Origin of the sequence: Mesobacterium pallidum, assembly GCF_019966535.1 — a bacterium.
GTDB lineage: Bacteria > Pseudomonadota > Alphaproteobacteria > Rhodobacterales > Rhodobacteraceae > Mesobacterium > Mesobacterium pallidum.
In genome coordinates this window covers 37,300-57,504 of record NZ_JAIMID010000027.1, presented here as the reverse complement: position 1 = coordinate 57,504, position 20,205 = coordinate 37,300, and the positions used below count along the sequence as shown (strand labels likewise).

Sequence of the window (20,205 nt, the reverse complement as noted above, 5' to 3'; positions counted from 1 at the left end):
GAGAAAATGATGGAGGAGATCGATCGCCGCCCCTACCCTCGCAGGCAATAGGAGTCGCGGTTCAAGTATCGCTCACACCGCCCCCCAAAGCCCGGGTGCCACAAGGGACACCCGGCCGTTGCACCGGGGGGCGTCAGATCCCTCGGGTCAGTCCCTGCCGCCGGCCTCGGGCTCCTCGTCCGAGGTCAGCACCGCGTCGCTGCGCAGCTCGAGCCACATGGCGTTCAGCACCGCGAAGGCGGCGGCGAGCGCCAGCCCGAGGATCCATGCGAAATACCACATCTGTCGGTCCTTCCGTCAGTAAAGGGTTTCGGCGTTGTCGCTGACATCGTCCTGCGTGACCTTGCCCCAGAGCACCCGGTAGACCCAGGCGGTGTAGGCCAGGATCAGCGGCAGGAAGATCACCGTGGCGACCAGCATCACGAACAGCGTCAGGTGCGAGGACGAGGCGTCCCACACGGTGAGCGAGCTGTCGGGGTCGACGGTGGAGGGCAGGATGAACGGAAACATGGTCAGCCCGACGCTCGACACGATGCCGGTGATGCCCAGCTTGGACCACAGCAGGGTCGACACCTCGCGCCCTGCCCGCAGGCCCCGGATCGCCATGGCGATGCCGGCAAAGCCCATGAGCGGCGCGATGGCGATCCAGGGCCGCTCGTCATAGGCCACAAGCCATGTCCCGCCCCGCGTGACTTCGTTGTAAAGCGGGTTGGACGGACCGTCCTTGGCGACCTCTCCCACCAGCGCGAACCCGTCCACGCCGACCAGCAGCCACAGCCCGGCCAGCGCATAGCCCGACGCCGCAACCAGGCCCGCAACGATGCCGAAGCGCCGCGCCCGGTCGGCCACCGGCCCGTCGGCCTTGAGCCCCAGCCAGGCCGCGCCATGCATCAGCAGCATCGACAGCGACACCACGCCCGCCAGCAGCGCAACGGGGCGCAGCAGGCCGAAGAGCTTGCCAAGCGCGCTGCCGTCGTAGCGCGGCATCAGCGTGTCGGTCAGGTGGAACGGCACGCCCAGCAGCACGTTGCCCACGGCCACGCCGAACAGCAACGCGGGCACCGCCCCGCCGATGAACAGCGCCCAGTCCCAGGTCTCGCGCCAGCGTTTGCCGTCGCGTTTGGAGCGGTACTTGAACGCCACCGGCCGCAGGATCAGCGCCGCCAGCACCAGGAACATGGCCAGGTAGAAGCCGGAAAAGCTGATGGCGTAAAGCGGCGGCCAGGCGGCAAAGATCGCCCCGCCGCCCAGGATGAACCACACCTGGTTGCCTTCCCAGACCGGGCCGACGGTGTTGATGGCCTGGCGCCTCTCGACATCCGTTCTGGCGACGAAGGGCAGGAGCGCGCCCACCCCCATGTCGAACCCGTCGGTCAGCGCGAACCCGGTCAGCAGCACGCCCAGCAGCACCCACCAGATCACGCGCAGGATCTCGAAATCGATCAATTCGTGCAGGATCATGTCGCTTACTCCGCCGGGGTCGAGGCGGCACCGGGCGCAAAGGGCCCCTTGCCATCATGGGTGCGCAGGCGGTGTTCGTGCCGCTCCTGCCACTTGCGGGTCTCTTCCACGTCCTGGGTCGGGCCCTTGCGGATGTATTTCACCATCAGGCTGACCTCGATCACGAAGAGCACCGTGTAGAAGATTACGAAACCGGTGAGGGTGATCAGCAGGTCCGTCACGCTCAGGTGGCTGACCGACAGCGCGGTCGGCAGCACCCCGTCAACCGTCCAGGGCTGGCGGCCGTATTCCGCCACGAACCACCCGAGCTCGGCCGCGATCCAGGGGGCGGGGATGATCGCGACGGCGCCATACAGCGACCAGCGCGGGAAGTTCATGCCCTTGAACGACGCGCGGTAGAAGAAATAGAGCATCACCGCGATGAAGCTGAACCCCAGCCCCACCATGATGCGGAACGCCCAGAACAGCGGCGCCACGCCGGGCACCGTGTCCTCGGCCGCCTGCGCGATCTGTTCCGGCGTCGCCTCGCGCGGGTCATCCACGTAGCGCATCAGCAGGAAGGCATAGCCCAGGTCGTCCGAATGCTGCTCGAAGGTGGCGCGCACCTCGGCCGGGGCGGCGTCCCGCTCGGCCCGGATGGTCATCAGCGCGTCATAGGCGATGATGCCGCGTTCGATCTTCTGCGCGTTGTCGGCCACCAGTTCGTTGATGCCCGGAATCACGGTGTCAAGCGACCGGGTGCCGATCAGCCCCATGGCCCAGGGGATGTGGATCGCGTAATGCGTCTCGCGCGCCTCCTGGTCGGGGAAGCCGACGAGGGTAAAGGGCGCGGGCGCAGGCTCCGTCTGCCACATCGCCTCGATCGCGGCGAGTTTCATCTTTTGCGTCTGGCTGGCCGAATAGCCCGACTCGTCCCCCAGCACGACCACCGACAGCGCCGAGGCGAGGCCAAAGCTGGCCGCCACGGCGATGGACCGGCGGGCGAGGTTCTCGTGCCGACGTTGCAGCAGGTACAGCGCCGAGACACCCAGCACGAAGACGCTGGCGGTGACATAGCCGGCCGAGACCGTGTGCACGAATTTCGACTGCGCCACTTCGTTGAAGAGCACGTCGAAAAACGACGTCATCTCCATCCGCATGGTGTCGGGGTTGAACTCGGCCCCCACCGGGTTGGCCATCCAGCCGTTGGCAATGAGGATCCACAGGGCCGAGAAGTTCGATCCCAGCGCCACCAGCCAGGCCACGACCATGTGCTGGACTTTCGACAGCTTGTCCCAGCCGAAAAAGAACAGCCCCACGAATGTCGCCTCGAGGAAGAAGGCCATCAGCCCCTCCATCGCCAGCGGGGCGCCGAAGACGTCGCCAACGTAATGGCTGTAATAGCTCCAGTTCATGCCGAACTGGAATTCCATCGTGATGCCCGTGGCGACGCCCAGCACGAAGTTGATCCCGAACAGCATGCCCCAGAACTTGGCCATCTGGCGCCAGATCGGGCGGTTGGTCATCACGTAGACCGTCTCCATGATCGCGACGATGAGCGACAGGCCCAGCGTCAGCGGCACGAAGAGAAAGTGGAACATGGCCGTCATCGCGAATTGCAGGCGAGACAGCTCGACGACATCGAGCTCCATGGGTGTCTCCTTTTGCTGCTGCATCTCACAAAAGAGCGTGTGAGATGCATCTTTCAAGTCGGGCTGAACCTGCGGATCAGAGTCAGCTTTGGGCCTTGCCTAGCCCGTCGGGCGGGGGGACCGTTTGATCTGGATCATGAGATATTCCGAAACCCAGATATTTCATGTCAACGACACGTGAGGCGGTGCCCCGTTCAGCCGCGCGGTGCGAGGCCATGAGCACGGCGGCCCGCGGAAGGGCGGCGCGGATGTTCGTGAGGACCTGCCGGGCCGTGGCATCGTCCAGCCCCTCGGTCGGCTCGTCCAGCAGCAGCAGCGCGGGGCGGCGCAGCAGGGCACGGGCCAGGGCAAGGCGGCGGGTCTCCCCGCCCGACAGGCCCGTGCCCCCCTCGCCCAGTACGGCACCGAGGCCGCCCGCCTGTTCGATGACGTGGTCGAGGCAGACGGTCCTCAGCACCTCCCACGCCATCGTGTCGTCGAGATCGTCGCGGGCCAGCGCCAGGTTCTCGCGGATCGTCCCGCCCACCAGCAGCGCCCGTTGCGGCAACAGGGTGACGTGCTGGCGCAGTTGCGCCTCGGGCCAGTCGGCAAGCGGCAGGCCGGACAGCAGGATCTCTCCGCCCGCAGCCCCGCGCAGCCCGGCGATCACGTCCAGAAGGCTGCTCTTGCCGCTGCCCGAGGCGCCGGTCAGCGCGACCCAGTCGCCGGGGGCGAGGGTCAGCGTGAGCGGTTCGAACAGCGGCTGGATGCGGTCCGGGGCGGTGACGGTGACGTCGCGCAACGCCAGGATCGCGCCGGGGCGGGGCGTCACGCTGCGCGGCTCGAGTGTCTCCTCGGCAACCGTTGGGTCGATCCGGCTGGCCGCGTCCAGCATCCGCCCCAGCTCGGTCACCCCCCGGCGCAGCGGCATCAGCGCCTCGGCCAGAGCCAGCGCGACGAAAAGCCCGATGGCCGCCCGCGCCGGGTCCAGCGTGCCCGCCGCGACCGCCTGCCCGCCCAGCCACAGCGCGGCCGTCCCGGCCAGCGCTATCAGCAGCGACAGGGCCAACCCCGCGCCCTCGTCCACCCGGGCCACGTGATCTTCCTGCGTGCGGGCCTCGGCATCGGCGGTGTCGATCTGCGCACGGGCCAGCGGCAGCCGCCCCTGCTGGATCACGTCGCGATGGCCGCGAAAGAGGCCCATCGACGCGTGACGCAAGGCTTGCCGGGCCTGCTCGGCCCGCCGCGCGGGGGCCGTCGAGAGCCACAGGGTGACGCCCAGCACGAGCACGCCAAAGACCAGCACCCCGCTGGCCACGGCCAGCGCGAGTCCCAGGCCCACGAGCCACCAGAGCATCAGCCCCGCCCCCAGCAGCGTCACCAGCGCCGCCAGTGCCGGCAGCACCAGCCGCAGCACCAGCCCGTCCAGCGCATCGACATCCGCCGTCACCCGCGTCAGCGCCCCCGCGCTGCGCATCCGGCGCAGGGTATCGACCGGCAGGCCTTCCATCTGCCGCAAGAGCGTCAGGCGCAGCGCCGCCAACGCGCGCAGGGTCGCGTCATGGGTCAAGAGCCGCTCGGCATAGCGCGCGCCCGCGCGGCCAAGCGCCAGGAACCGCACCCCGGCCGAGGGGCGGAAGACGTCGAAGGCGACGCCGATCCCCGCCAGCCCCGCGGCGGCCGCGGCCGTCACGAACCAGCCCGACAGCCCCAGCAACGCCGCGCCCATCATCAGCACGGCCAGCGCCGCCGCCGCGCCCCGCGCCATGGCCCATGGGTCCGCGCGCCAGAGCGTCGCGGCGATCTGGCAAAGCCGCCTCATGAGACGCCCCCCGGCATCGGCGCCGCGCCGTCCAGCGCCACGATCAGCGCCGGGTCGTGGGTGGCCGCGATGACGATGGCTCCGTCCTTCTGTGCCCGCCTCAACGCGGCGATGACCTTCGCGCCCGTGTCGGTGTCAAGATCCGCCGTCGGCTCGTCCGCCAGGATCACATCGGCCCCGGCGACGAAGGCACGGGCCAGCGCGAGGCGCCGCGCCTCTCCGCCCGAGACGCCCGCGCCGGTCTCGCCCAGCCGGGTGCCCAGGCCATCGCGCAACGCGGCGACGATGCCGCCCGCCTCGGCCTTGGCCAGCGCCTCGGCCGGGTCCACGCCCGTCGCCAGGGGATCGAGGTAGGCGCCCAGCGTCACGTCCGGCACATGCACGACCTGCGGGACAAAGGCGAGCCGCGCGCGCCATCCATCCGCTGTCGTATGGTCAAGCGCCGCGCCGTCCACCGCGAGCGTCCCACGTTCCAGCGGCAAGAGCCCGGCCAGGACGTCCAGCAGCGTCGATTTCCCGGCCCCGCTCGGGCCCGTCACGGCAAGGCTCTGACCGGCGCTCAGCGTGATCCCCGGCAGCGCGATCCCCCGCGCGACACCCCCGCACAACACCAGCGACGGCGCGCCCGCCCCCCGCCGCCCGCGCGCCCCGCGCCCGAGGATCGGCGCGCCCTGATCGGCATGGAGCGCCGCCACCTCGTCCCGCACGGCAGCGGCGGCGGCCCGGTCATGCCAGGCGGCGGCCAGATCGCGCAGGGGCTGGAAGAACTCAGGGACAAGCAGCAGCACGAACACCCCCTGCCCGGCCGTCAGCGGCGCCCCCCAGGTGCCGAAGCGGATCTCGCCCAGCAGCGAAAAGCCCACGTAGACCGCAATCATCGCCATGCCGAGCGCGGCGAAGAGCTCGAGCACCGTGGACGACAGGAAGGCGATCCGCAGCACGGCCATGGTGCGGGCCCGCAGCGCCTCCACCCGGCCCTCGAAGCCCGCGCGCGCCCGGTCGAACCCGCCCAGCAGTCGCACGTCAGGCAGCGCGGCGATGCGGTCGATCAGCACCTGGTTCACCGCGCCGACCTCGATCATCTGCGCCGCGCTCGCCTCTTTCGCGGCCATGCCGATCAGCGCCATGAAGACCGGGATCAGCGGCCCGGCGACCAGCAGCACCAGCGCCGCCGCCCAGCTTTGCGAGGCGACCAGCGCCAGCAGCACCAGCGGCACCACCCGCACCCGCGTCATGGCGATCCGGTAGCGTGTCAGCTCGGGCGCCAGCAGCGAGATCTTGTCGGCCAGAAGCGCCGCCACCTCGGCCGAGCTGATCCGCCCGGGCCGCAGGGTCAAAAGGTCCAGCAGGCGCCGCCGCTCGGCCTCCACCACCGCCTGGCCTTCGGCAAAGGCGATCCGGCCCGACAGCTGCGACAGCCCCGCCCGCAAGGCCCCGGCACCCAGGAACAGCGCCAGCCAGCCAAGGCCTGTCCCCTGCCCCGCCAGCCATCCGCCGATCACCGCGGCCACGGCAGCGGCCTGCACGGGCCACATGAGATCGCCCAGAACGCGCAGCGCGCCGGCCCGGGCCATGCGGCCCCGCGGTGCGGCGTCACTCCTGTCGGCGGTGGTCATCGGACGATCCCCCTGGGGTTACGCCCGATATAATATCAATTGAAAACTCATGAATTGCGGCATCTTGACCGCATCACGAGACCCGGCGCGAAGGCTGCCTCCGCGCCGGTCCCGCAAACCAGGAAGACGCTGTCAGATCACCGCCTCGTAAAGCGCCCGCAGGTTGTCACTCGTCAACTCGACCGGGTTGCCGCCACAGGACGGGTCGGCCAGCGCCATGGGCACCAGCTCTTCGATCCGGGACGCATCGGCGCCCATCTCGCGCAGCTTTTTCGGGATGCCGAAGCGGTCGTTGAACCCGTCGACGAACTTGCGGAACCCGTCAAAGCCGCCGTCGATCCCCAGGTACCCCGCCGCCCGGTCGAAGCGCGCCGCGATCTCGGGCGCGTTCAGCTCGAGCACGGCGGGCATGCAGACCGCGTTGGTCGTGCCGTGGTGGGTGTTGAAGACGGCCCCGATCGGATGGCTCAGCGCATGGATCGCGCCCAGGCCCTTCTGGAAGGCGGTCGCCCCCATGGCCGCCGCGCTCATCATCTGCGCCCGCGCCTCGAGGTCGCTGCCGTCGTCATAGGCGCGCGGCAGGTAGTCGATGACCAGCCGCATGCCCTCCAGCGCGATGCCCTGCGACATCGGATGGTAGAAGGGGCTCGAATAGGCCTCCACGCAATGGGCAAAGGCATCAAGGCCGGTGCCCGCGGTGATGAACTGCGGCATCCCCACCGTCAGCTCGGGGTCGCAGATCACGACCGTCGGCAGCACCTTGGGGTGAAAGATGATCTTCTTGACGTGGGTCACGCTGTCGGTGATCACGCTGGCGCGCCCCACTTCCGACCCCGTCCCCGCCGTCGTCGGCACCGCCACGATGGGCGCGATGGCATCGGCATCGGCGCGGGTCCACCAATCGCCGATATCCTCGAAATCCCACACCGGGCGCGTCTGGCCGGCCATGAAGGCGACCATCTTGCCCAGGTCCAGCCCCGAGCCGCCGCCAAAGGCGATCACGCCGTCATGGCCGCCGTCGAGGTAGGCCTTGACGCCCGCCGCGAGGTTCTGCTCGTTCGGGTTCGGATCGACCTCGGCGAACAGGGCACGGCCCAGCCCCGCCTCGTCCAGGATGTCGAGCGCGCCTTGGGTGATCGCCATCCCCGCCAGCCCCTTGTCGGTGACCAGCAGCGGCCGCGTGATCCCGGCCTGCGCACAGGCGCCGGGCAATTCCTTGATGCGTCCTGCGCCGAATTTCACGGCCGTGGGATAGGACCAGTTTCCAACGAGGCTCATTTCGTCACCTTCTTGAGATGGTAGGATTTCGGGCGGGTCAGGTTGTGGTAGCCGATGACGCTCAGCCCGCCGCCGCGCCCGGTGTTCTTGCATCCCGTCCAGCAGAGGCCGGGGTCGAGGTAATCCGCGCGGTTCATGAAGACGGTCCCGGTCTCGATCCGGTCGCCCACCGCCTGCGCGCGGTCGATGTCGCGGGTCCAGAGGCTGGCAGTCAGGCCGAACGCGCTGTCGTTCATGAGACGGATGGCCTCCTCGTCGTCCTTCACGGCCATGATGCCGACCACGGGGCCGAAGCTTTCGTCGCGCATCACGCGCATCTCGTGGGTGACATTGGTCAGGATCTGCGGGGTCAAGTAGGCCGCGCCATCATCCTCCGGGAAGGTTTCAATATGCGCGGTGGCGCCCATCGCCAGCGCCTCGTCGATCTGCGCCCGCACCTCCTTGGCAAAACGCACGTTCGCCATCGGCCCGATCGAGGTCTCGGGGTCCAGCGGATTGCCCAGCTTGTAGCCCTTCACGATGGCCACGGCCTTTTCGACGAAGGCGTCGAACAGGCTCTCGTGCACGTAGATCCGCTCGATCCCGCAGCAGCACTGGCCCGAGTTGAACATGGCCCCGTCGATCAGGGTCTCGACGGCGGCGTCGAGGTCCGCGTCCTCCATCACATAGCCCGGGTCCTTGCCGCCGAGCTCGGTGGCGACGCCGGTAAAGGTGCCGGCCGCCGCCCGCTCCATCGCCTGCCCGCCGCCGACAGAGCCGGTGAAGTTGACGAAATCGAAGGCGCGGCCCGCGATCAGCGTAGCGGTGGTGTCATGGCCAAGGAACACATTGTCGAAGACCTCCGCCGGCACCCCCGCCTCGTGGAAGGCGCGCGCCATGCGCTCGCCCACCAGCAGGGTCTGGGTCGCGTGCTTCAGCACCACCACGTTGCCGGCGATCAGGGCAGGCGCCACGGTGTTGATCGCGGTCATGTAGGGGTAATTCCAGGGCGCCACGACCAGCACGACGCCCTGCGGGACGCGGCGGATGTAGCGGGTAAAGACCGCGTCCTCCCCCACCTCGATATCCGCCAGCGCCTCGGCGGCGATGGCCGCCATGTGGCTCGCCCGCTCGTCAAAGCCGCGAAACTCGCCGCCGTAGCGCACCGGCCGGCCCATCATCCGCGCCAGCTCGGGCACCACCTCGTCGTTCATCGCGCCCACGGCCGCGACACCTGCCATGACCAGCCGCACCCGCTCGTCCAGCGGCCGCGCGGCCCAGGCCGCCTGCGCCGCCCGCATCGCGTCGATCTTCGCGCGCGCGGCCTCCAGTCCCAACGCCTCGCGCTCGGCAAACACCTCTCCGTCGATCGGAGAGACACATCTCAACACCTGGCCCATCGCCAAAGCTTTCCTTCTTCCAGAGGATCACCCGATCCCCGTCTCGTCTCAAATCAGAATGAGGGGCCTTGCCCCTCATGCCTCCGGCGGGAGTTTAATTGGCAAGATGAAAAGGGATCCTTTCTTCATCTTGCCGACTAAACTCCGGGGAGCGCGAGGGGCTGGCCCCTCGCCTGCGGGCCGCGCGCCACGGGGCGCGACGGCTGCGCTTCACGCCCGCTCGAACCCCCGCGCGATCTCGTGATCGGTCACCACGCGCTCGAACTCCTCGATCTCGACCTCGGCGGCGCGGGCGTAGTGGCGCACGACCCCCTCGCCGAACGCGTCCTTGAGCAGGTCGGACCGCATCAGCGCCTGCCGCGCGTCCGACAGGCGCACGGGCACCCGGTCGAGGTCATCGCCCTGGTACATGTCCCCCGTGGCGGGCGGGGCGAGCTCCAGCCCCTCCTCGATCCCCTTGATCCCGGCGGCGATCAGCGCGGCCATGGCGAGATAGGGGTTGAGGTCGGACCCGCCGACCCGGCATTCGATCCGCACCGCCTTGCTGCCTTCGCCGCAAAGACGATACGCCGCCGTCCGGTTATCGACCGACCAGGTGATCGAGGTCGGGGCGAAACTGCCCTTGGCAAAGCGCTTGTAGCTGTTGATGTAGGGCGCAAGGAAATACGTCAGGTCCGGCGTGTACTTGAGCAGCCCGGCCACCCAGGCCTTCATCAGCGCGGACATGCCAAGCTTGTCCGAGGGATCGAAGAACGCAGGCTCCCCGTCCTTCCACAGAGACATGTGCACGTGCGAGGACGACCCCACCCGCTCGTGGTGCCATTTCGCGAGGAACGACGCGGCATGCCCCTGCGCCCAGGCGATTTCCTTGACCGCATGCTTGGCGATGGCGTGGTAATCGGCGCAATCGAGCGCGGGCCCGTACTTGATGTTCAGTTCTTCCTGGCCCGCCTCGGCCTCGCCCTTGGTGTTCTCGACCGGGATGCCCGCGGCGTAGAGGTGATTGCGGATGGGCCGCATCACATGCTCTTCCTTGGTGGTCTGGAAGATGTTGTAATCCTCGTTGTAGCCCGAGATCGGCTTCAGCTCGCGGTAGCCGATCTCCGCCAGTTCGGTCAGCGACTTCTCGAACAGGAAGAATTCCAGCTCGGTCGCCATCATGGCGTCGAACCCCATCTCCTTCAGCCGCGCCACCTGGGACTGCAGCATCGCGCGGGGCGAATGCGGCACCGGCTGGTGCGTGTGGTGATCCAGCACGTCGCACAGCACCATCGCAGTCCCCTCGAGCCAAGGCACCGGGCGCAGCGTCTCGAGGTCGGGCTTCATGATGTAATCGCCGTAGCCGCGCTCCCAACTCGTCGCCTCGAACCCCTCGGGCGTCGACATCTCGAGGTCGGTGGCCAGCAGGTAGTTGCAGCAATGGGTCTCTTCCCAGGCGCTGTCCACGAAGTGACGCGCGTGAAAGCGCTTGCCCATCAGGCGGCCCTGCATGTCGACGATCACGGCCAGAACCGTGTCGATCTCTTGCGCGGCGACCTGCGCCTTCAGCTGGTCGAAGGAAAGCGGGGTGGGCATGGAAAACCTCCGTTGATGAGGCCCCCGCGCGGGTCTGCGCGGGGGCCGGGGTCTGGGTCCTTGCGGGATCAGAACGTGTAGGGCGCGCCGGCCGAGTTGATGACGCTGTTGTACTCGCGGAAGATGCCGACGATCTTCTGGTGCACTTCGCCTTCCTCGGCGATCTCGTCCCAGAACTTGACCGCCGCTTCCTCGACCTGCTTCCACTCGGCCGAGGGCACCTCGCGCAGCGCCAGCTTGTCGCCCTGCGCGCGCAGCCGCGCCTCGCCGCCCCAGTACCACTGGTTGCGGTAGGTGTGGCCGGCCTCGATGCCCGCCATGACCAGGGTCTTGAGGTGATCCGGCAGCTCGGCCCAGCGTTCCTCGTTGACGAAGAACGACCCGATCCAGGCGCCCGAGATGTTGTTGGTCAGGAAGTAGTCGGTCACATCCGCCCAGCCCACCGTGTAATCCTCGGTGATGCCCGACCAGGCCATGCCGTCAAGCTCGCCGGTCTGCACGGCCACTTCGGCATCCTCGTAGGGGATCGACACCGGCACCACGCCGAACTGCGCCAGGAACCGGCCCGCCGTCGGGAAGGTGTACAGCTTCAGCCCGTCGAGATCGGCGAGCGAGGTGATCTCTTTCTTGGTGTTGAAGTTGCACGGATCCTGCCCCGCGGCCGACAGCCACTTGACGCCGACCTTGGCGTATTCCTCTTCCCAGATCTCTTTCAGGCCGTACTGGTTGAACAGCACCGGCACGTCGAGGATCGTCTTGGTGGCAAAGGGGAAATAGCCGCCGAAGACGCGCAGCGGCGTGGGCGAGGCCATGGAATCGTCGTCCGAATGCACGCCGTCGATGGTGCCGCGCTGAAGCGCCTGGAACAGCTCTCCGGTGGGCACGATCTGGTCGGCGTAATACAGCTCAATCTCCATCTCGCCGTTGGCGGCGGTGTTGATGTAGTCGATGATCGGCTTGGTCACGTGCTCACCCAGCGCGGCACCGGCATAGGTCTGAAAGCGCCAGCGGATCGGCGCCTGCGCCTTGACGAGGCTCGGGGCGGCAAGCGCCGGGGCAGCGGCCGCGCCGGCCAGGATATGTCTTCTGGTAAGGGTCATGTTCTCTCTCTCCTGTGGGTTAAGGTTCAATTGCCCCTTTGCAGGGTCTGGTTTGTCGTTAATTTCCGTAGATCGTCCCGGGCAGCCACAGCGCGATCTCGGGGAAGATCATGACCAGCACAAGTGCCAGCACCATGACAAGGACGAAGGGCAGGATCGACCCGTAGATGTCACGCAGGGTGATCTCGGGCGGGGCCATCGCCTTCATCAGGAACAGGTTGTAGCCGAAGGGCGGGGTCATGTATGCGATCTGGCAGGTGATCGTGTACAGCACGCCGTACCACACCAGGTCGAACCCCAGCGCGCCGACCAGCGGTACATACAGCGGCGCGACGATCACCAGCATGGCCGTGTCGTCAAGGAACGTGCCCATCAGGATGAACGACAGCTGCATCAGGATGAGGATCATCCAGGGGGACAGGCCCAGCCGCTCGGTGAACAGCGTCTCGATCGCCTTGACCGCGCCCAGCCCGTCGAAGACGGCGCCAAAGGCCAGCGCGGCCAGGATGATCCACATGAACATGCAGGTGATGCCAAGGGTCTGGCGCACCGAGGTCTCGAACACCTCGCGCGTCATCCGTCCCTTGACCACGGCAGCGAGGAAGGCTGCGATGGCCCCCACGGCCGAGCTTTCGACGAGGCTGGTCCAGCCGTTGACGAAGGGGATCATCATGACGGCAAAGATGCCCACCGGCAGCAACCCCGCACGCAACAGCCGCAGCTTTTCGCGCATCGGCATGTCGCGTTCCTCGGCCGACAGGGCGGGGCCAAGCTCGGGCGAGATGCGGCAGCGGATCACGATGTAGATGATGAAGAGCGTGGCCATCATCAGGCCGGGAATGACCCCCGCCAGCCACAGCTGCCCCACCGGCTGCCGCGCGATCATCGCGTAAAGCACCAGCACGACCGAGGGCGGCACGAGGATGCCCAGGCTTGAGCCGGCCTGGATCACCCCCGTGACCATCCGCTTGTCGTAATTGCGCTTGAGCAGTTCCGGCAGCGCGATGGTCGCCCCGATGGCCATGCCCGCGACCGAAAGGCCGTTCATGGCCGAGATCAGCACCATCAGCCCGATCGTCCCGATGGCCAGCCCGCCGCGCAAACCGCCCATCCAGACGTGGAACATCTTGTAAAGATCGTCGGCGATCTTCGATTCGGACAGCACGTAACCCATGAAGATGAACATCGGCAGCGTCAGCAGCGGATACCATTTCATCAGCTTGATGGCGCTGGAAAACGCCAGGTCATAGCCGCCCCGGTCGCCCCAAAGCGCCAACGCCGCCACGACCGCGACGAACCCGATGGCGCCAAAGACCCGCTGCCCGGTCAGCAGCAGCGCCATCATCGTGACGAACATGAAGATGGCGATGAATTCATACGACATCGGCAGCAATCTCCTCGCCCCGCAGTCGCAGGATATCCTTGAATAATTCGGCGAAGGCCTGCAGCAGCATCAGCACGATGCCGATGCACATGGTCATCTTGATCGGCCAGAGATAGGGCCGCCAGGCGGTCGGGCTGCGCTCTCCGCCGTAGCTGAAACTGTAGATGGTGGAATCGATCCCGCCCCAAAGCAGCACGCCCAGGTAGAAGATCAGGAAGCAGATCGTCACGCTGTCCACGGCCGCCTTGCGCCGCGTGGACCATTCTCCGTACAGCAGGTCCATCCGCACGTTCGATCCCATCTGGATCGCGTAGGGCCCGCCCAGGATGTAATAGCCGACCATCACGAACTGGGCCATTTCCAGCGTCCAGAGCGACGGGGTGAAGAACACCTTGGACACCGACGACCACAGCAGGATCGCCATCAGCAGGAAGATCCCGTACATGGCCACGCGCCCGATGGCGCGGTTCATCTTCTGTACGAGGTCGATGTAGAGCCGCAGCGCGCTCATGCCGGCGCCCCCTGCCCGTTCATCGACATGGCCTGCGCCAGCGTGCCGGCCAGGTGGTCGGCCATCGCCTCGGCGCCGGCCTCGGTCTCGATCAGGTCGTTGCGGATCTCGATCATGACAGAATCGCGGCCCTTGCCCTCGGCGTGGCGGGCCAGCGTGTAGGTCACGCCATCGGCGATGGAATAGGGCGCGTTGACGGCAGCGGTGTAGCGGCCCCTGCCGGCCTCGACCGCCACGGCCACCTCGGCGATGGCGCCGGTCTCGTGGTAGAGATAGCCGAGATCCAGCTCCCTCCGCTTGCCGAAGAAGACGGGGGTAAAGCTGTGGACGGTCACCAGCGCGACCTTGCCGCAGCGCGCCTCCTGCCGGTCGAGCGTGGCGGCGACGGCGGCGTGGAACGGGTCGTGGATCGCGCGGACGCGGGCGGCCCGCGCATCGTCGCTCAGGTCGCGGTTGCCGGCGATGTCATAGATTTCCGACCGTTCGGGGATCGCCCCCGCCGCCTCGGGCGGGCGGTTGCAATCGTAGACCAGCCGCGACACCTGCCCCGCCACCAGCGGCGCATCCAGCACGGCCGACAGCCGCCGCGCCACGTCCAGCGCGCCGATGTCCCAAGCCACATGGCTGACCCGCGCCGTTGCATCGAGGCCCAGCCCGTTCAGCGCCGGGGGGATGAAGGCCGAGGCATGTTCGCAGACCAGCACGACGGGCGCGCGCCCGCCAGCGTTCCAGCTTGCCACTGCCGGCCATCCCGGATCTTCCATCACGCGCCCCCTGTCCCCGATGTTCCGATCTGGTCAACCCGACCGGCTTGTGTAAAGATCAATACAACGGCAGCCGCGCTGTCAACATCGTTTCCCTGCTCCGGCCAAGGAGAGGCCCCGCATGACGCCGAATTCACCAGAGCCGGGCGCGCCTCGGTTGATCCGCGACATGCTGCGCGACCAGCAGGCGACCCTCACCGCGGCCGAGCGGCGGTTGGCGGCGACCCTGCTGGACGATTCCCTGATGCCGGGGCTGCTGTCGATCACCAAGCTGGCCGAACGGGCCGAGGTCTCGACCGCCTCGGTGGTGCGGCTGGCGCGCAAGCTGGGCTTCGACGGCTTTTCCGATTTCCAGGGCGCGGTGCGCGAGGAGGTCTCGGCCCGCGTCAAGCAGCCGCTGGCCAAACTCGCGCCCCCCGACCAGGGCGACGACCATATCGTGTCGCGTTTTGCCCGCGCCGCGTCGCGCAACATCAACGCCACCATCGACCGGCTCGACCCCGGCACCTTCGACGCGGTGGCCGCCCTGCTGGCCGACCCGGCGCGGCAGGTCCACCTGCTGGGCGGGCGCATCACCCGGTCGAACGCGCAGTACTTCTTCAACCATTTGCAGATCATCCGGCCCGGGGTGGCGATGCTTGACAGCTCCCCCTCGGTCTGGCCGCAATCGCTGCTCGACATGGGGCCGACGGCGACGCTGGTGATCTTCGACATCCGCCGCTACGAGAAACAGCTCGAGCGGCTGGCGGAACTGGTGGTGCGCCAGGGCGGCTCCATCGTGCTTTTCACCGACCAATGGGGCTCCCCGATCGAGCGCCACGCGGCCCATACCTTCCGCGCCATGGTCGAGGCGCCCTCGAGCTGGGATTCCACCCTGCCGATCAACTTCCTGATCGAGGCGCTGGTGGCCGAGATCCAGGCCCGCAGCCCCTCGACCAGCCGCATCGCCGCGCTGGAAGAGATGATCGGCGAGGCCCGGATCTTTCGCGGCGAACCCTGAAGGCCGCGCCCGTGGCCTCTGTCGGAGTGAGGGGCCAGCCCCTCACACTCCCCGGAGTTTATTGGCAAGATGAAGGGGAGACCCGATCCCTCTTCATCTTGCCAGTTAAACTCCCGCCGGAGGCTTTCGCGCCCTTGCGCGAAATCAATGCGACAGGGGCCAGACGGTGCGCGGCCTATTCGGCGCCGCCGCGGCGGAACATGCCGCGGGCGATGAAGGTGAGGACGGGCGTGTCGCCGCCGCGCAGGGTCGTGACCCGCTGGAACACCACGCCGACATCGGGGCGCTTGCCCGAGGGTTTCATGTCCAGCACCTCGGTGCGGACCGAGAGCACGTCGCCGGGGAAGACCGGGGTCAGCCAGCGCACCTCGTCCACGCCCGGCGAGCCGAGCGTGGTGCCGGTCTTTTTCTGCTGTTCGACGAGCATTGCCATGGTCATCGCGCAAGTGTGCCAGCCGCTGGCGCAGAGCGCGCCGAAGAGCGAGTCCTTGGCCGCTTCGGCGTCCAGGTGAAAGAACTGCGGGTCGTATTTCGACGCGAACTCCACGACTTCCTCCGCCGTCACCTCGTAGCGGCCGAAGGTGGCGACCTGGCCGATCTCGAAACTCTCGTAGGGCAGGAAGGGCGGGCGGTCGGACATGGGGCGGCTCCTAGTGGTCAGCCGCGTCACCTTGCCGGGGAGAGGATCGCCTTGCAAGCCGGGCCGGGGCGGGACGTGCCGTCAGTCGGACCAGGCCGAGACCTTGCGGTCGATGGTCTTGCGCGACACGCCCAGGCGCCGCGCCGCCTCGGCCCGGTTGCCGTCGCAACTGTCGAGCACGTGCAGGATGTGGCGCTGCATCACCAGGTCCAGGTTCTCGATCGCCTCCACGCCGGTCACGTCCCCCTGCCCCGCGAATTCCTCGGGGAAGGAGCCCAGGATCACCGAGCGTTCGATCATGTTCTTCAGCTCGCGCACATTGCCCGGCCAGGCGTAGCGGCGCAGGTTCAGCAGCACCTCGTCGTTCAGCTCGAGCCCCGGCATCCCAAGCGCGGTCTGGAACTGCGCCAGGAACAGCGCCGCCAGCTCGACGATGTCCTCAGACCGGTCGCGCAGCGGCGGCATCTCGATCCGCATGACGGTGATGCGGTGGTAGAGGTCGGCGCGGAACCGCCCCTCGGCCACCGCGCGGTCGAGATCGGCATTGGTGGCAAAGAGAAACCGCAGGTTCAGCGGGATCTCGCGCTCGGCGCCTTCGGGGCGGATCTTCTGGTCTTCGAGCACGCGCAGAAGCGCCGCCTGCAGGCTTTCCGGCATCTGCGCCACCTCGTCGAGGAAGAGCGTGCCGCCATCGGCCAGCAGCAAGAGACCCGGTTTCAGCCGCGAATCCCCCTCGACCGCGCCGAAAAGCTCGCGCACCGTGCGGTCGGGCGAAATGGCGGCGCAATTGACCGCGACAAAGGGCTTTTCGGCCCGGTCCGACAGCAGGTGCAGCTGGCGCGCGGCCAGTTCCTTGCCCGTGCCGCTTTCGCCGGTAAACAGCACCGGGGTCGGCAGCGACGACAGCTTGGCCAGCAGGGTCCGCACCTTGCCAAGCGCGGCCGAGGTCCCCAGCAGCTGGCCGGGGGCCGAGCCGGCGTAAAGCTCGCGCCGCAAGAGCGCATTGTCCCGCCGCAGGTTCTTGCGGTCGAGCGTGCGCGCCACGGCGCCGAGGATCTGGTTGGCGCGGAACGGCTTCAGCACGAAATCGCTGACCCCCGCCCGCAAGGCGGCAATCGCGGTTTCCAGATCGGCATAGGCGGTGATCAGGATCGTGTCGGCAAAGAACCCCTTGCGGCGCTGCTCGGTCACCCAGGCCAGCCCCGTCCCCCCCGGCATGATGTTGTCCAGGATCACGACGTCGAAATGCGCCTCGTCCAGCACGCGCGTCGCCTCGGCCGGAGAGGCCGCCTCGGCCACGCGCTTGACCCGTGGTTCGAGGATCTTGGTCAGGAAATGGCGCATCCCCGGCTCATCGTCGATGACCAGCACCGAGGCGCCCGAAAGCGCGCCGCCGTATTCGTCCTTGGGGGTCATGGATCACTCCAGCCGCACGTTGTCCCCCGAATAGCGATCCTGCGACGAGAACCCGATCTCGTGCAGCCCGTAATAGGCGCCCACGGAGATCACGATCATGGCGGCGAAACCGGCAAACATGGCTTTCATTCGGGTGCCCCTCCTGCGGTGGCGGTCTTGAGAAAGGCGATCAGGTCGGCGCGATCATCCGCCCCGGCGATCACCTGCATGGGCATCTTGCTGCCCGGAATGTAGTGGTCGGGGCCCTGGTCGAACAGGGCGTCGATGGTGGTTTCGTCCCAGGTGAGGACCGACCCGTCCAGCGTGTCGGAATAGGAATAGCCCGGCACCGTCCCGGCGCGGCGGCCAAAGACCCCGTGCAGCGTCGGGCCGGCCTTGCGCGACGGGCCGGGGGTCAGGGCGTGGCAGATCGAGCACTTGCGCATGAACTGCCGTTCGCCGTTCGTCATGGTCGCGGGGTCGGCCAGGAAGCTGCGTTCGCCCGTGATGCCGGGCGCGAAGGCGTCGAGGCTGGCGACCGGCCAACCATAGGCCACGTCGTCGATCCCGCCCGCAAGGATGGTCGCGCCGTCGGGGCTGAAGGCCAGCGCCCAGACCGGTCCGGCCCGCGTGGCGCGGAAGTCGCGCGCGATGCTCCAGGTGTCGGTGTCCACCATCATGATATAGCCCTCACCGTCGCCCACGGCGAGTTGCGCCGTGCCCGCGTGATACGCGAGGGCCAGGACCGGGCGGCGGTCGAGGGTGAAATCGGCGATCTCGGTCCCGTCATGCGTGACGATCCGCGTGCCGCCATCGACGGCGCCATAGGCGATCCAGTCCTCGGTGACGACAAGGCGGTTGATGCCGAAGCCATGGCGGATCAGCGGCAGGGGGGCTGCGCCCTTGGCCAGGTCATAGCGGATGAGATCACCACCGATTGTCCCTGCATAGAGACTGTTTCCCGGCCCGAAGGCCACCGCGTTGACGCCCGATCCGGGGGGCGGCAACGCGCGCGGCTCGCCCGCGTCCAGCGGCCAGAGGAGGATTGTCCCGTCCCAGCTGCCCGAGGCGACCAGCGCGCCGTCCGAAGAGACGGCGACCGATTGCACCTTGCCCGCGTGGCGGCCCAGCTCGCGCGCCTGATCGCCCCAGAGACGCACGGCGAAATCGTCGCCGCCCGAGACCAGCACTTCGCCCCAGCTGATGGCCGTGACGGCGGCGTCATGCCCTTCCAGCCATTCGGGCGCGCCATCGGTCCAGACCCCCACGGAATTGTCGAAACTGGCCGTGGCCACGCGGCCCTCGGGCGACACGGCAATCCCCATGATCGGGCCGCCGTGCCCCTTTAGGGTAAAGAACTCCTGCGCCGAGACAGCCCCGGCGCAGAACATAAGCGCGGCCAGCAGCGGTTTCATTCGGCCGGCGCGCTGCCTTTGGGCGCGCTGCCCTCCATGGCCTTGACCTCGTCCAGCCAGATCGAATGGTGCTGATGCGCCCAGTTCTCGTCGACCTCGCCGGACCCCATGGCCTCGAACGCACCCTCCATCCCGACCGAGCCGATGTAGATATGCGCCAGGATGATCGCCATCATCACGAATCCGACGATGGCGTGCCAGAGCTGGGCGAACTGCATTTCTTCCTGCGGCGACAGCTCGACCGGGAAGGGTTGCAACCCGACCCAGTCGTAGACGCCCCACCCGTTCAGGATGCCGAAGGTCTTGGCGAACAGCGGCAGCTCGAAGGGAAACAGCAGCGACAGGCCCGAGACTGAGATGGACGCGCCCAGCACGATCACCGACCAGAAGATCAGCTTTTGCCCGGCGTTGAACTTCTTGGCGGGCGGGTGCTTGTTGCCGATGATCCCGCCGGCCTGGGCGAACCAGGTGAGGTCGGTGCGGTCGGGCAGGTTGTGCCAGACCCACATGACGAAGACCATGATCAGCCCCAGCATGAAGGCCCAGCTGACGTTGTTGTGCACGTATTTCGACGCGATCAGCAGCTGCGCGTTGAAGTCGAGCCCGAAGTAGGGCGCCAGCACCTTGCGGCCGAAGAGCGTGAGCAGGCCGGTGAGGCCCAGCAGGACGAAACTGCCGGCCATCATCCAATGGGCAAAGCGTTCGATGAACTGGAACCGGGTCACCGTGCGCCCGGTCTTGCCGCCGTCGATCCTGATGCGGCCGCGCAGCAGCAGGAAGACGGCGAGGAAGGCGATGGTGCCGACCAGCAGCCAGCCACCGTAGACGCGCAGCGGGCCCTCGCGGAACTGCAGCCACCACATGCCGCCGTCCTGCACCAGCACGCGGCCATTCTTGTTGTAGGTCGAGACGGTGACATCCGCCTCGTTGTAGCGCAGGGCGCGCCAGAGCTCGGGGTCGGACGCGCCGCCAAGCGGCCCGAGGCCGGGGGCGGAGACCGCGTCGCCGCCGATATCCTCGCGGCGGAAGGTGTCGTCGACCGGCAGGCCCTGCTGCCGGCGCAGGATGTCTTCGAGCGTCTGCGCCCCGCCGGTGGCGGAGCGGTCGATCACCGGGGCCTGGCCTTCGATCGGCGCCTCGGCGGGTGGTTCGGATTGGGCCAGGGCGGGGCCGGCCGTCACGGCCAGCAGGAGAAGTGCCATCAGGTGGCGCAGCATGGAATGCCTCCGGTCAAATCGGGGTCTTCCCGCGGTGG

At 67.9% G+C, this 20,205-nt stretch carries 18 protein-coding genes; 1 reads left to right on the top strand and 17 read right to left on the bottom strand.

What is annotated here, in order from left to right; translation table 11 throughout:
- Positions 1 to 147: 147 nt before the first annotated feature.
- From cydX to MF270_RS25270, 12 genes are all read right to left on the bottom strand, one after another.
- On the bottom strand, positions 148 to 282 hold the full coding sequence (gene cydX, locus MF270_RS25325; protein ID WP_238368437.1) for a cytochrome bd-I oxidase subunit CydX: 135 nt from the start codon (positions 280 to 282) through the stop codon (positions 148 to 150).
- A 15-nt stretch (positions 283 to 297) separates the two neighbouring features.
- On the bottom strand, positions 298 to 1,461 hold the full coding sequence (cydB, locus tag MF270_RS25320; protein ID WP_238368436.1) for a cytochrome d ubiquinol oxidase subunit II: 1,164 nt from the start codon (positions 1,459 to 1,461) through the stop codon (positions 298 to 300).
- Positions 1,462 to 1,466: 5 nt separating this feature from the next.
- On the bottom strand, positions 1,467 to 3,092 hold the full coding sequence (locus tag MF270_RS25315; RefSeq protein ID WP_238368435.1) for a cytochrome ubiquinol oxidase subunit I: 1,626 nt from the start codon (positions 3,090 to 3,092) through the stop codon (positions 1,467 to 1,469).
- 82 nt (positions 3,093 to 3,174) lie between these two features.
- A complete protein-coding gene (cydC, locus tag MF270_RS25310) occupies positions 3,175 to 4,893 on the bottom strand; it encodes a thiol reductant ABC exporter subunit CydC (RefSeq protein WP_238368434.1) in 1,719 nt (572 codons plus the stop codon).
- Complete coding sequence (locus tag MF270_RS25305; RefSeq protein ID WP_238368433.1) at positions 4,890 to 6,509, bottom strand: ATP-binding cassette domain-containing protein; 1,620 nt, start codon at positions 6,507 to 6,509, stop codon at positions 4,890 to 4,892. The genes cydC and MF270_RS25305 overlap by 4 nt, the downstream gene beginning before the upstream one ends.
- A gap of 132 nt (positions 6,510 to 6,641) precedes the next feature.
- Complete coding sequence (locus MF270_RS25300; RefSeq protein WP_238368432.1) at positions 6,642 to 7,787, bottom strand: iron-containing alcohol dehydrogenase; 1,146 nt, start codon at positions 7,785 to 7,787, stop codon at positions 6,642 to 6,644.
- Entirely contained in the window at positions 7,784 to 9,166 is a 1,383-nt protein-coding gene (locus tag MF270_RS25295; RefSeq protein ID WP_238368431.1) for an aldehyde dehydrogenase family protein, read from the bottom strand. The genes MF270_RS25300 and MF270_RS25295 overlap by 4 nt, the downstream gene beginning before the upstream one ends.
- A gap of 210 nt (positions 9,167 to 9,376) precedes the next feature.
- Entirely contained in the window at positions 9,377 to 10,741 is a 1,365-nt protein-coding gene (locus MF270_RS25290; RefSeq protein ID WP_238368430.1) for a glutamine synthetase family protein, read from the bottom strand.
- Between the two features lie 68 nt (positions 10,742 to 10,809).
- A complete protein-coding gene (locus tag MF270_RS25285; RefSeq protein WP_238368429.1) occupies positions 10,810 to 11,841 on the bottom strand; it encodes a TRAP transporter substrate-binding protein in 1,032 nt (343 codons plus the stop codon).
- 58 nt (positions 11,842 to 11,899) lie between these two features.
- Positions 11,900 to 13,225, bottom strand: coding sequence for a TRAP transporter large permease (locus MF270_RS25280; protein ID WP_238368428.1), 1,326 nt, complete (start codon positions 13,223 to 13,225; stop codon positions 11,900 to 11,902).
- Positions 13,215 to 13,736 (bottom strand): TRAP transporter small permease subunit, encoded by a 522-nt coding sequence (locus tag MF270_RS25275; protein WP_238368427.1) that lies wholly within the window; start codon positions 13,734 to 13,736, stop codon positions 13,215 to 13,217. The genes MF270_RS25280 and MF270_RS25275 overlap by 11 nt, the downstream gene beginning before the upstream one ends.
- Entirely contained in the window at positions 13,733 to 14,500 is a 768-nt protein-coding gene (locus MF270_RS25270) for an N-formylglutamate amidohydrolase (RefSeq protein WP_238368426.1), read from the bottom strand. The genes MF270_RS25275 and MF270_RS25270 overlap by 4 nt, the downstream gene beginning before the upstream one ends.
- A 121-nt stretch (positions 14,501 to 14,621) precedes the next feature.
- On the opposite strand from MF270_RS25270, the gene MF270_RS25265 reads away from it, so the two are divergent.
- Positions 14,622 to 15,500 carry a MurR/RpiR family transcriptional regulator gene (locus tag MF270_RS25265; protein WP_238368425.1) on the top strand — a complete coding sequence of 293 codons (879 nt, stop codon included), beginning with the start codon at positions 14,622 to 14,624 and terminating at the stop codon, positions 15,498 to 15,500.
- Positions 15,501 to 15,675: 175 nt separating this feature from the next.
- Here MF270_RS25265 and MF270_RS25260 read toward each other — a convergent pair whose 3' ends face one another.
- From MF270_RS25260 to MF270_RS25245, 5 genes are all read right to left on the bottom strand, one after another.
- Positions 15,676 to 16,140: a MaoC family dehydratase gene (locus MF270_RS25260; protein WP_238368424.1), complete on the bottom strand. Its 465-nt coding sequence runs from the start codon at positions 16,138 to 16,140 to the stop codon at positions 15,676 to 15,678.
- Between the two features lie 81 nt (positions 16,141 to 16,221).
- The gene (locus MF270_RS25255; protein WP_238368423.1) at positions 16,222 to 17,556 is read right to left on the bottom strand and encodes a sigma-54-dependent transcriptional regulator; all 1,335 of its coding nucleotides are present in this window, start codon (positions 17,554 to 17,556) and stop codon (positions 16,222 to 16,224) included.
- Positions 17,557 to 17,559: 3 nt separating this feature from the next.
- Positions 17,560 to 17,685, bottom strand: coding sequence for a hypothetical protein (locus MF270_RS28275; protein ID WP_272490877.1), 126 nt, complete (start codon positions 17,683 to 17,685; stop codon positions 17,560 to 17,562).
- A complete protein-coding gene (locus tag MF270_RS25250) occupies positions 17,682 to 18,950 on the bottom strand; it encodes a c-type cytochrome (RefSeq protein ID WP_238368422.1) in 1,269 nt (422 codons plus the stop codon). The genes MF270_RS28275 and MF270_RS25250 overlap by 4 nt, the downstream gene beginning before the upstream one ends.
- Complete coding sequence (locus MF270_RS25245) at positions 18,947 to 20,167, bottom strand: formate dehydrogenase subunit gamma (protein WP_238368421.1); 1,221 nt, start codon at positions 20,165 to 20,167, stop codon at positions 18,947 to 18,949. Before MF270_RS25245 ends, MF270_RS25250 begins: the two co-directional genes overlap by 4 nt.
- Positions 20,168 to 20,205: the final 38 nt, after the last annotated feature.

Coding starts and splice junctions, on each gene's coding strand:
- cydX (WP_238368437.1), bottom strand. CDS start 282: ATGTGGTATTTCGCATGGATCCTCGGGCTGGCGCTCGCCGCCGCCTTC.
- cydB (WP_238368436.1), bottom strand. CDS start 1,461: ATGATCCTGCACGAATTGATCGATTTCGAGATCCTGCGCGTGATCTGG.
- MF270_RS25315 (WP_238368435.1), bottom strand. CDS start 3,092: ATGGAGCTCGATGTCGTCGAGCTGTCTCGCCTGCAATTCGCGATGACG.
- cydC (WP_238368434.1), bottom strand. CDS start 4,893: ATGAGGCGGCTTTGCCAGATCGCCGCGACGCTCTGGCGCGCGGACCCA.
- MF270_RS25305 (WP_238368433.1), bottom strand. CDS start 6,509: ATGACCACCGCCGACAGGAGTGACGCCGCACCGCGGGGCCGCATGGCC.
- MF270_RS25300 (WP_238368432.1), bottom strand. CDS start 7,787: ATGAGCCTCGTTGGAAACTGGTCCTATCCCACGGCCGTGAAATTCGGC.
- MF270_RS25295 (WP_238368431.1), bottom strand. CDS start 9,166: ATGGGCCAGGTGTTGAGATGTGTCTCTCCGATCGACGGAGAGGTGTTT.
- MF270_RS25290 (WP_238368430.1), bottom strand. CDS start 10,741: ATGCCCACCCCGCTTTCCTTCGACCAGCTGAAGGCGCAGGTCGCCGCG.
- MF270_RS25285 (WP_238368429.1), bottom strand. CDS start 11,841: ATGACCCTTACCAGAAGACATATCCTGGCCGGCGCGGCCGCTGCCCCG.
- MF270_RS25280 (WP_238368428.1), bottom strand. CDS start 13,225: ATGTCGTATGAATTCATCGCCATCTTCATGTTCGTCACGATGATGGCG.
- MF270_RS25275 (WP_238368427.1), bottom strand. CDS start 13,736: ATGAGCGCGCTGCGGCTCTACATCGACCTCGTACAGAAGATGAACCGC.
- MF270_RS25270 (WP_238368426.1), bottom strand. CDS start 14,500: ATGGAAGATCCGGGATGGCCGGCAGTGGCAAGCTGGAACGCTGGCGGG.
- MF270_RS25265 (WP_238368425.1), top strand. CDS start 14,622: ATGACGCCGAATTCACCAGAGCCGGGCGCGCCTCGGTTGATCCGCGAC.
- MF270_RS25260 (WP_238368424.1), bottom strand. CDS start 16,140: ATGTCCGACCGCCCGCCCTTCCTGCCCTACGAGAGTTTCGAGATCGGC.
- MF270_RS25255 (WP_238368423.1), bottom strand. CDS start 17,556: ATGACCCCCAAGGACGAATACGGCGGCGCGCTTTCGGGCGCCTCGGTG.
- MF270_RS28275 (WP_272490877.1), bottom strand. CDS start 17,685: ATGAAAGCCATGTTTGCCGGTTTCGCCGCCATGATCGTGATCTCCGTG.
- MF270_RS25250 (WP_238368422.1), bottom strand. CDS start 18,950: ATGAAACCGCTGCTGGCCGCGCTTATGTTCTGCGCCGGGGCTGTCTCG.
- MF270_RS25245 (WP_238368421.1), bottom strand. CDS start 20,167: ATGCTGCGCCACCTGATGGCACTTCTCCTGCTGGCCGTGACGGCCGGC.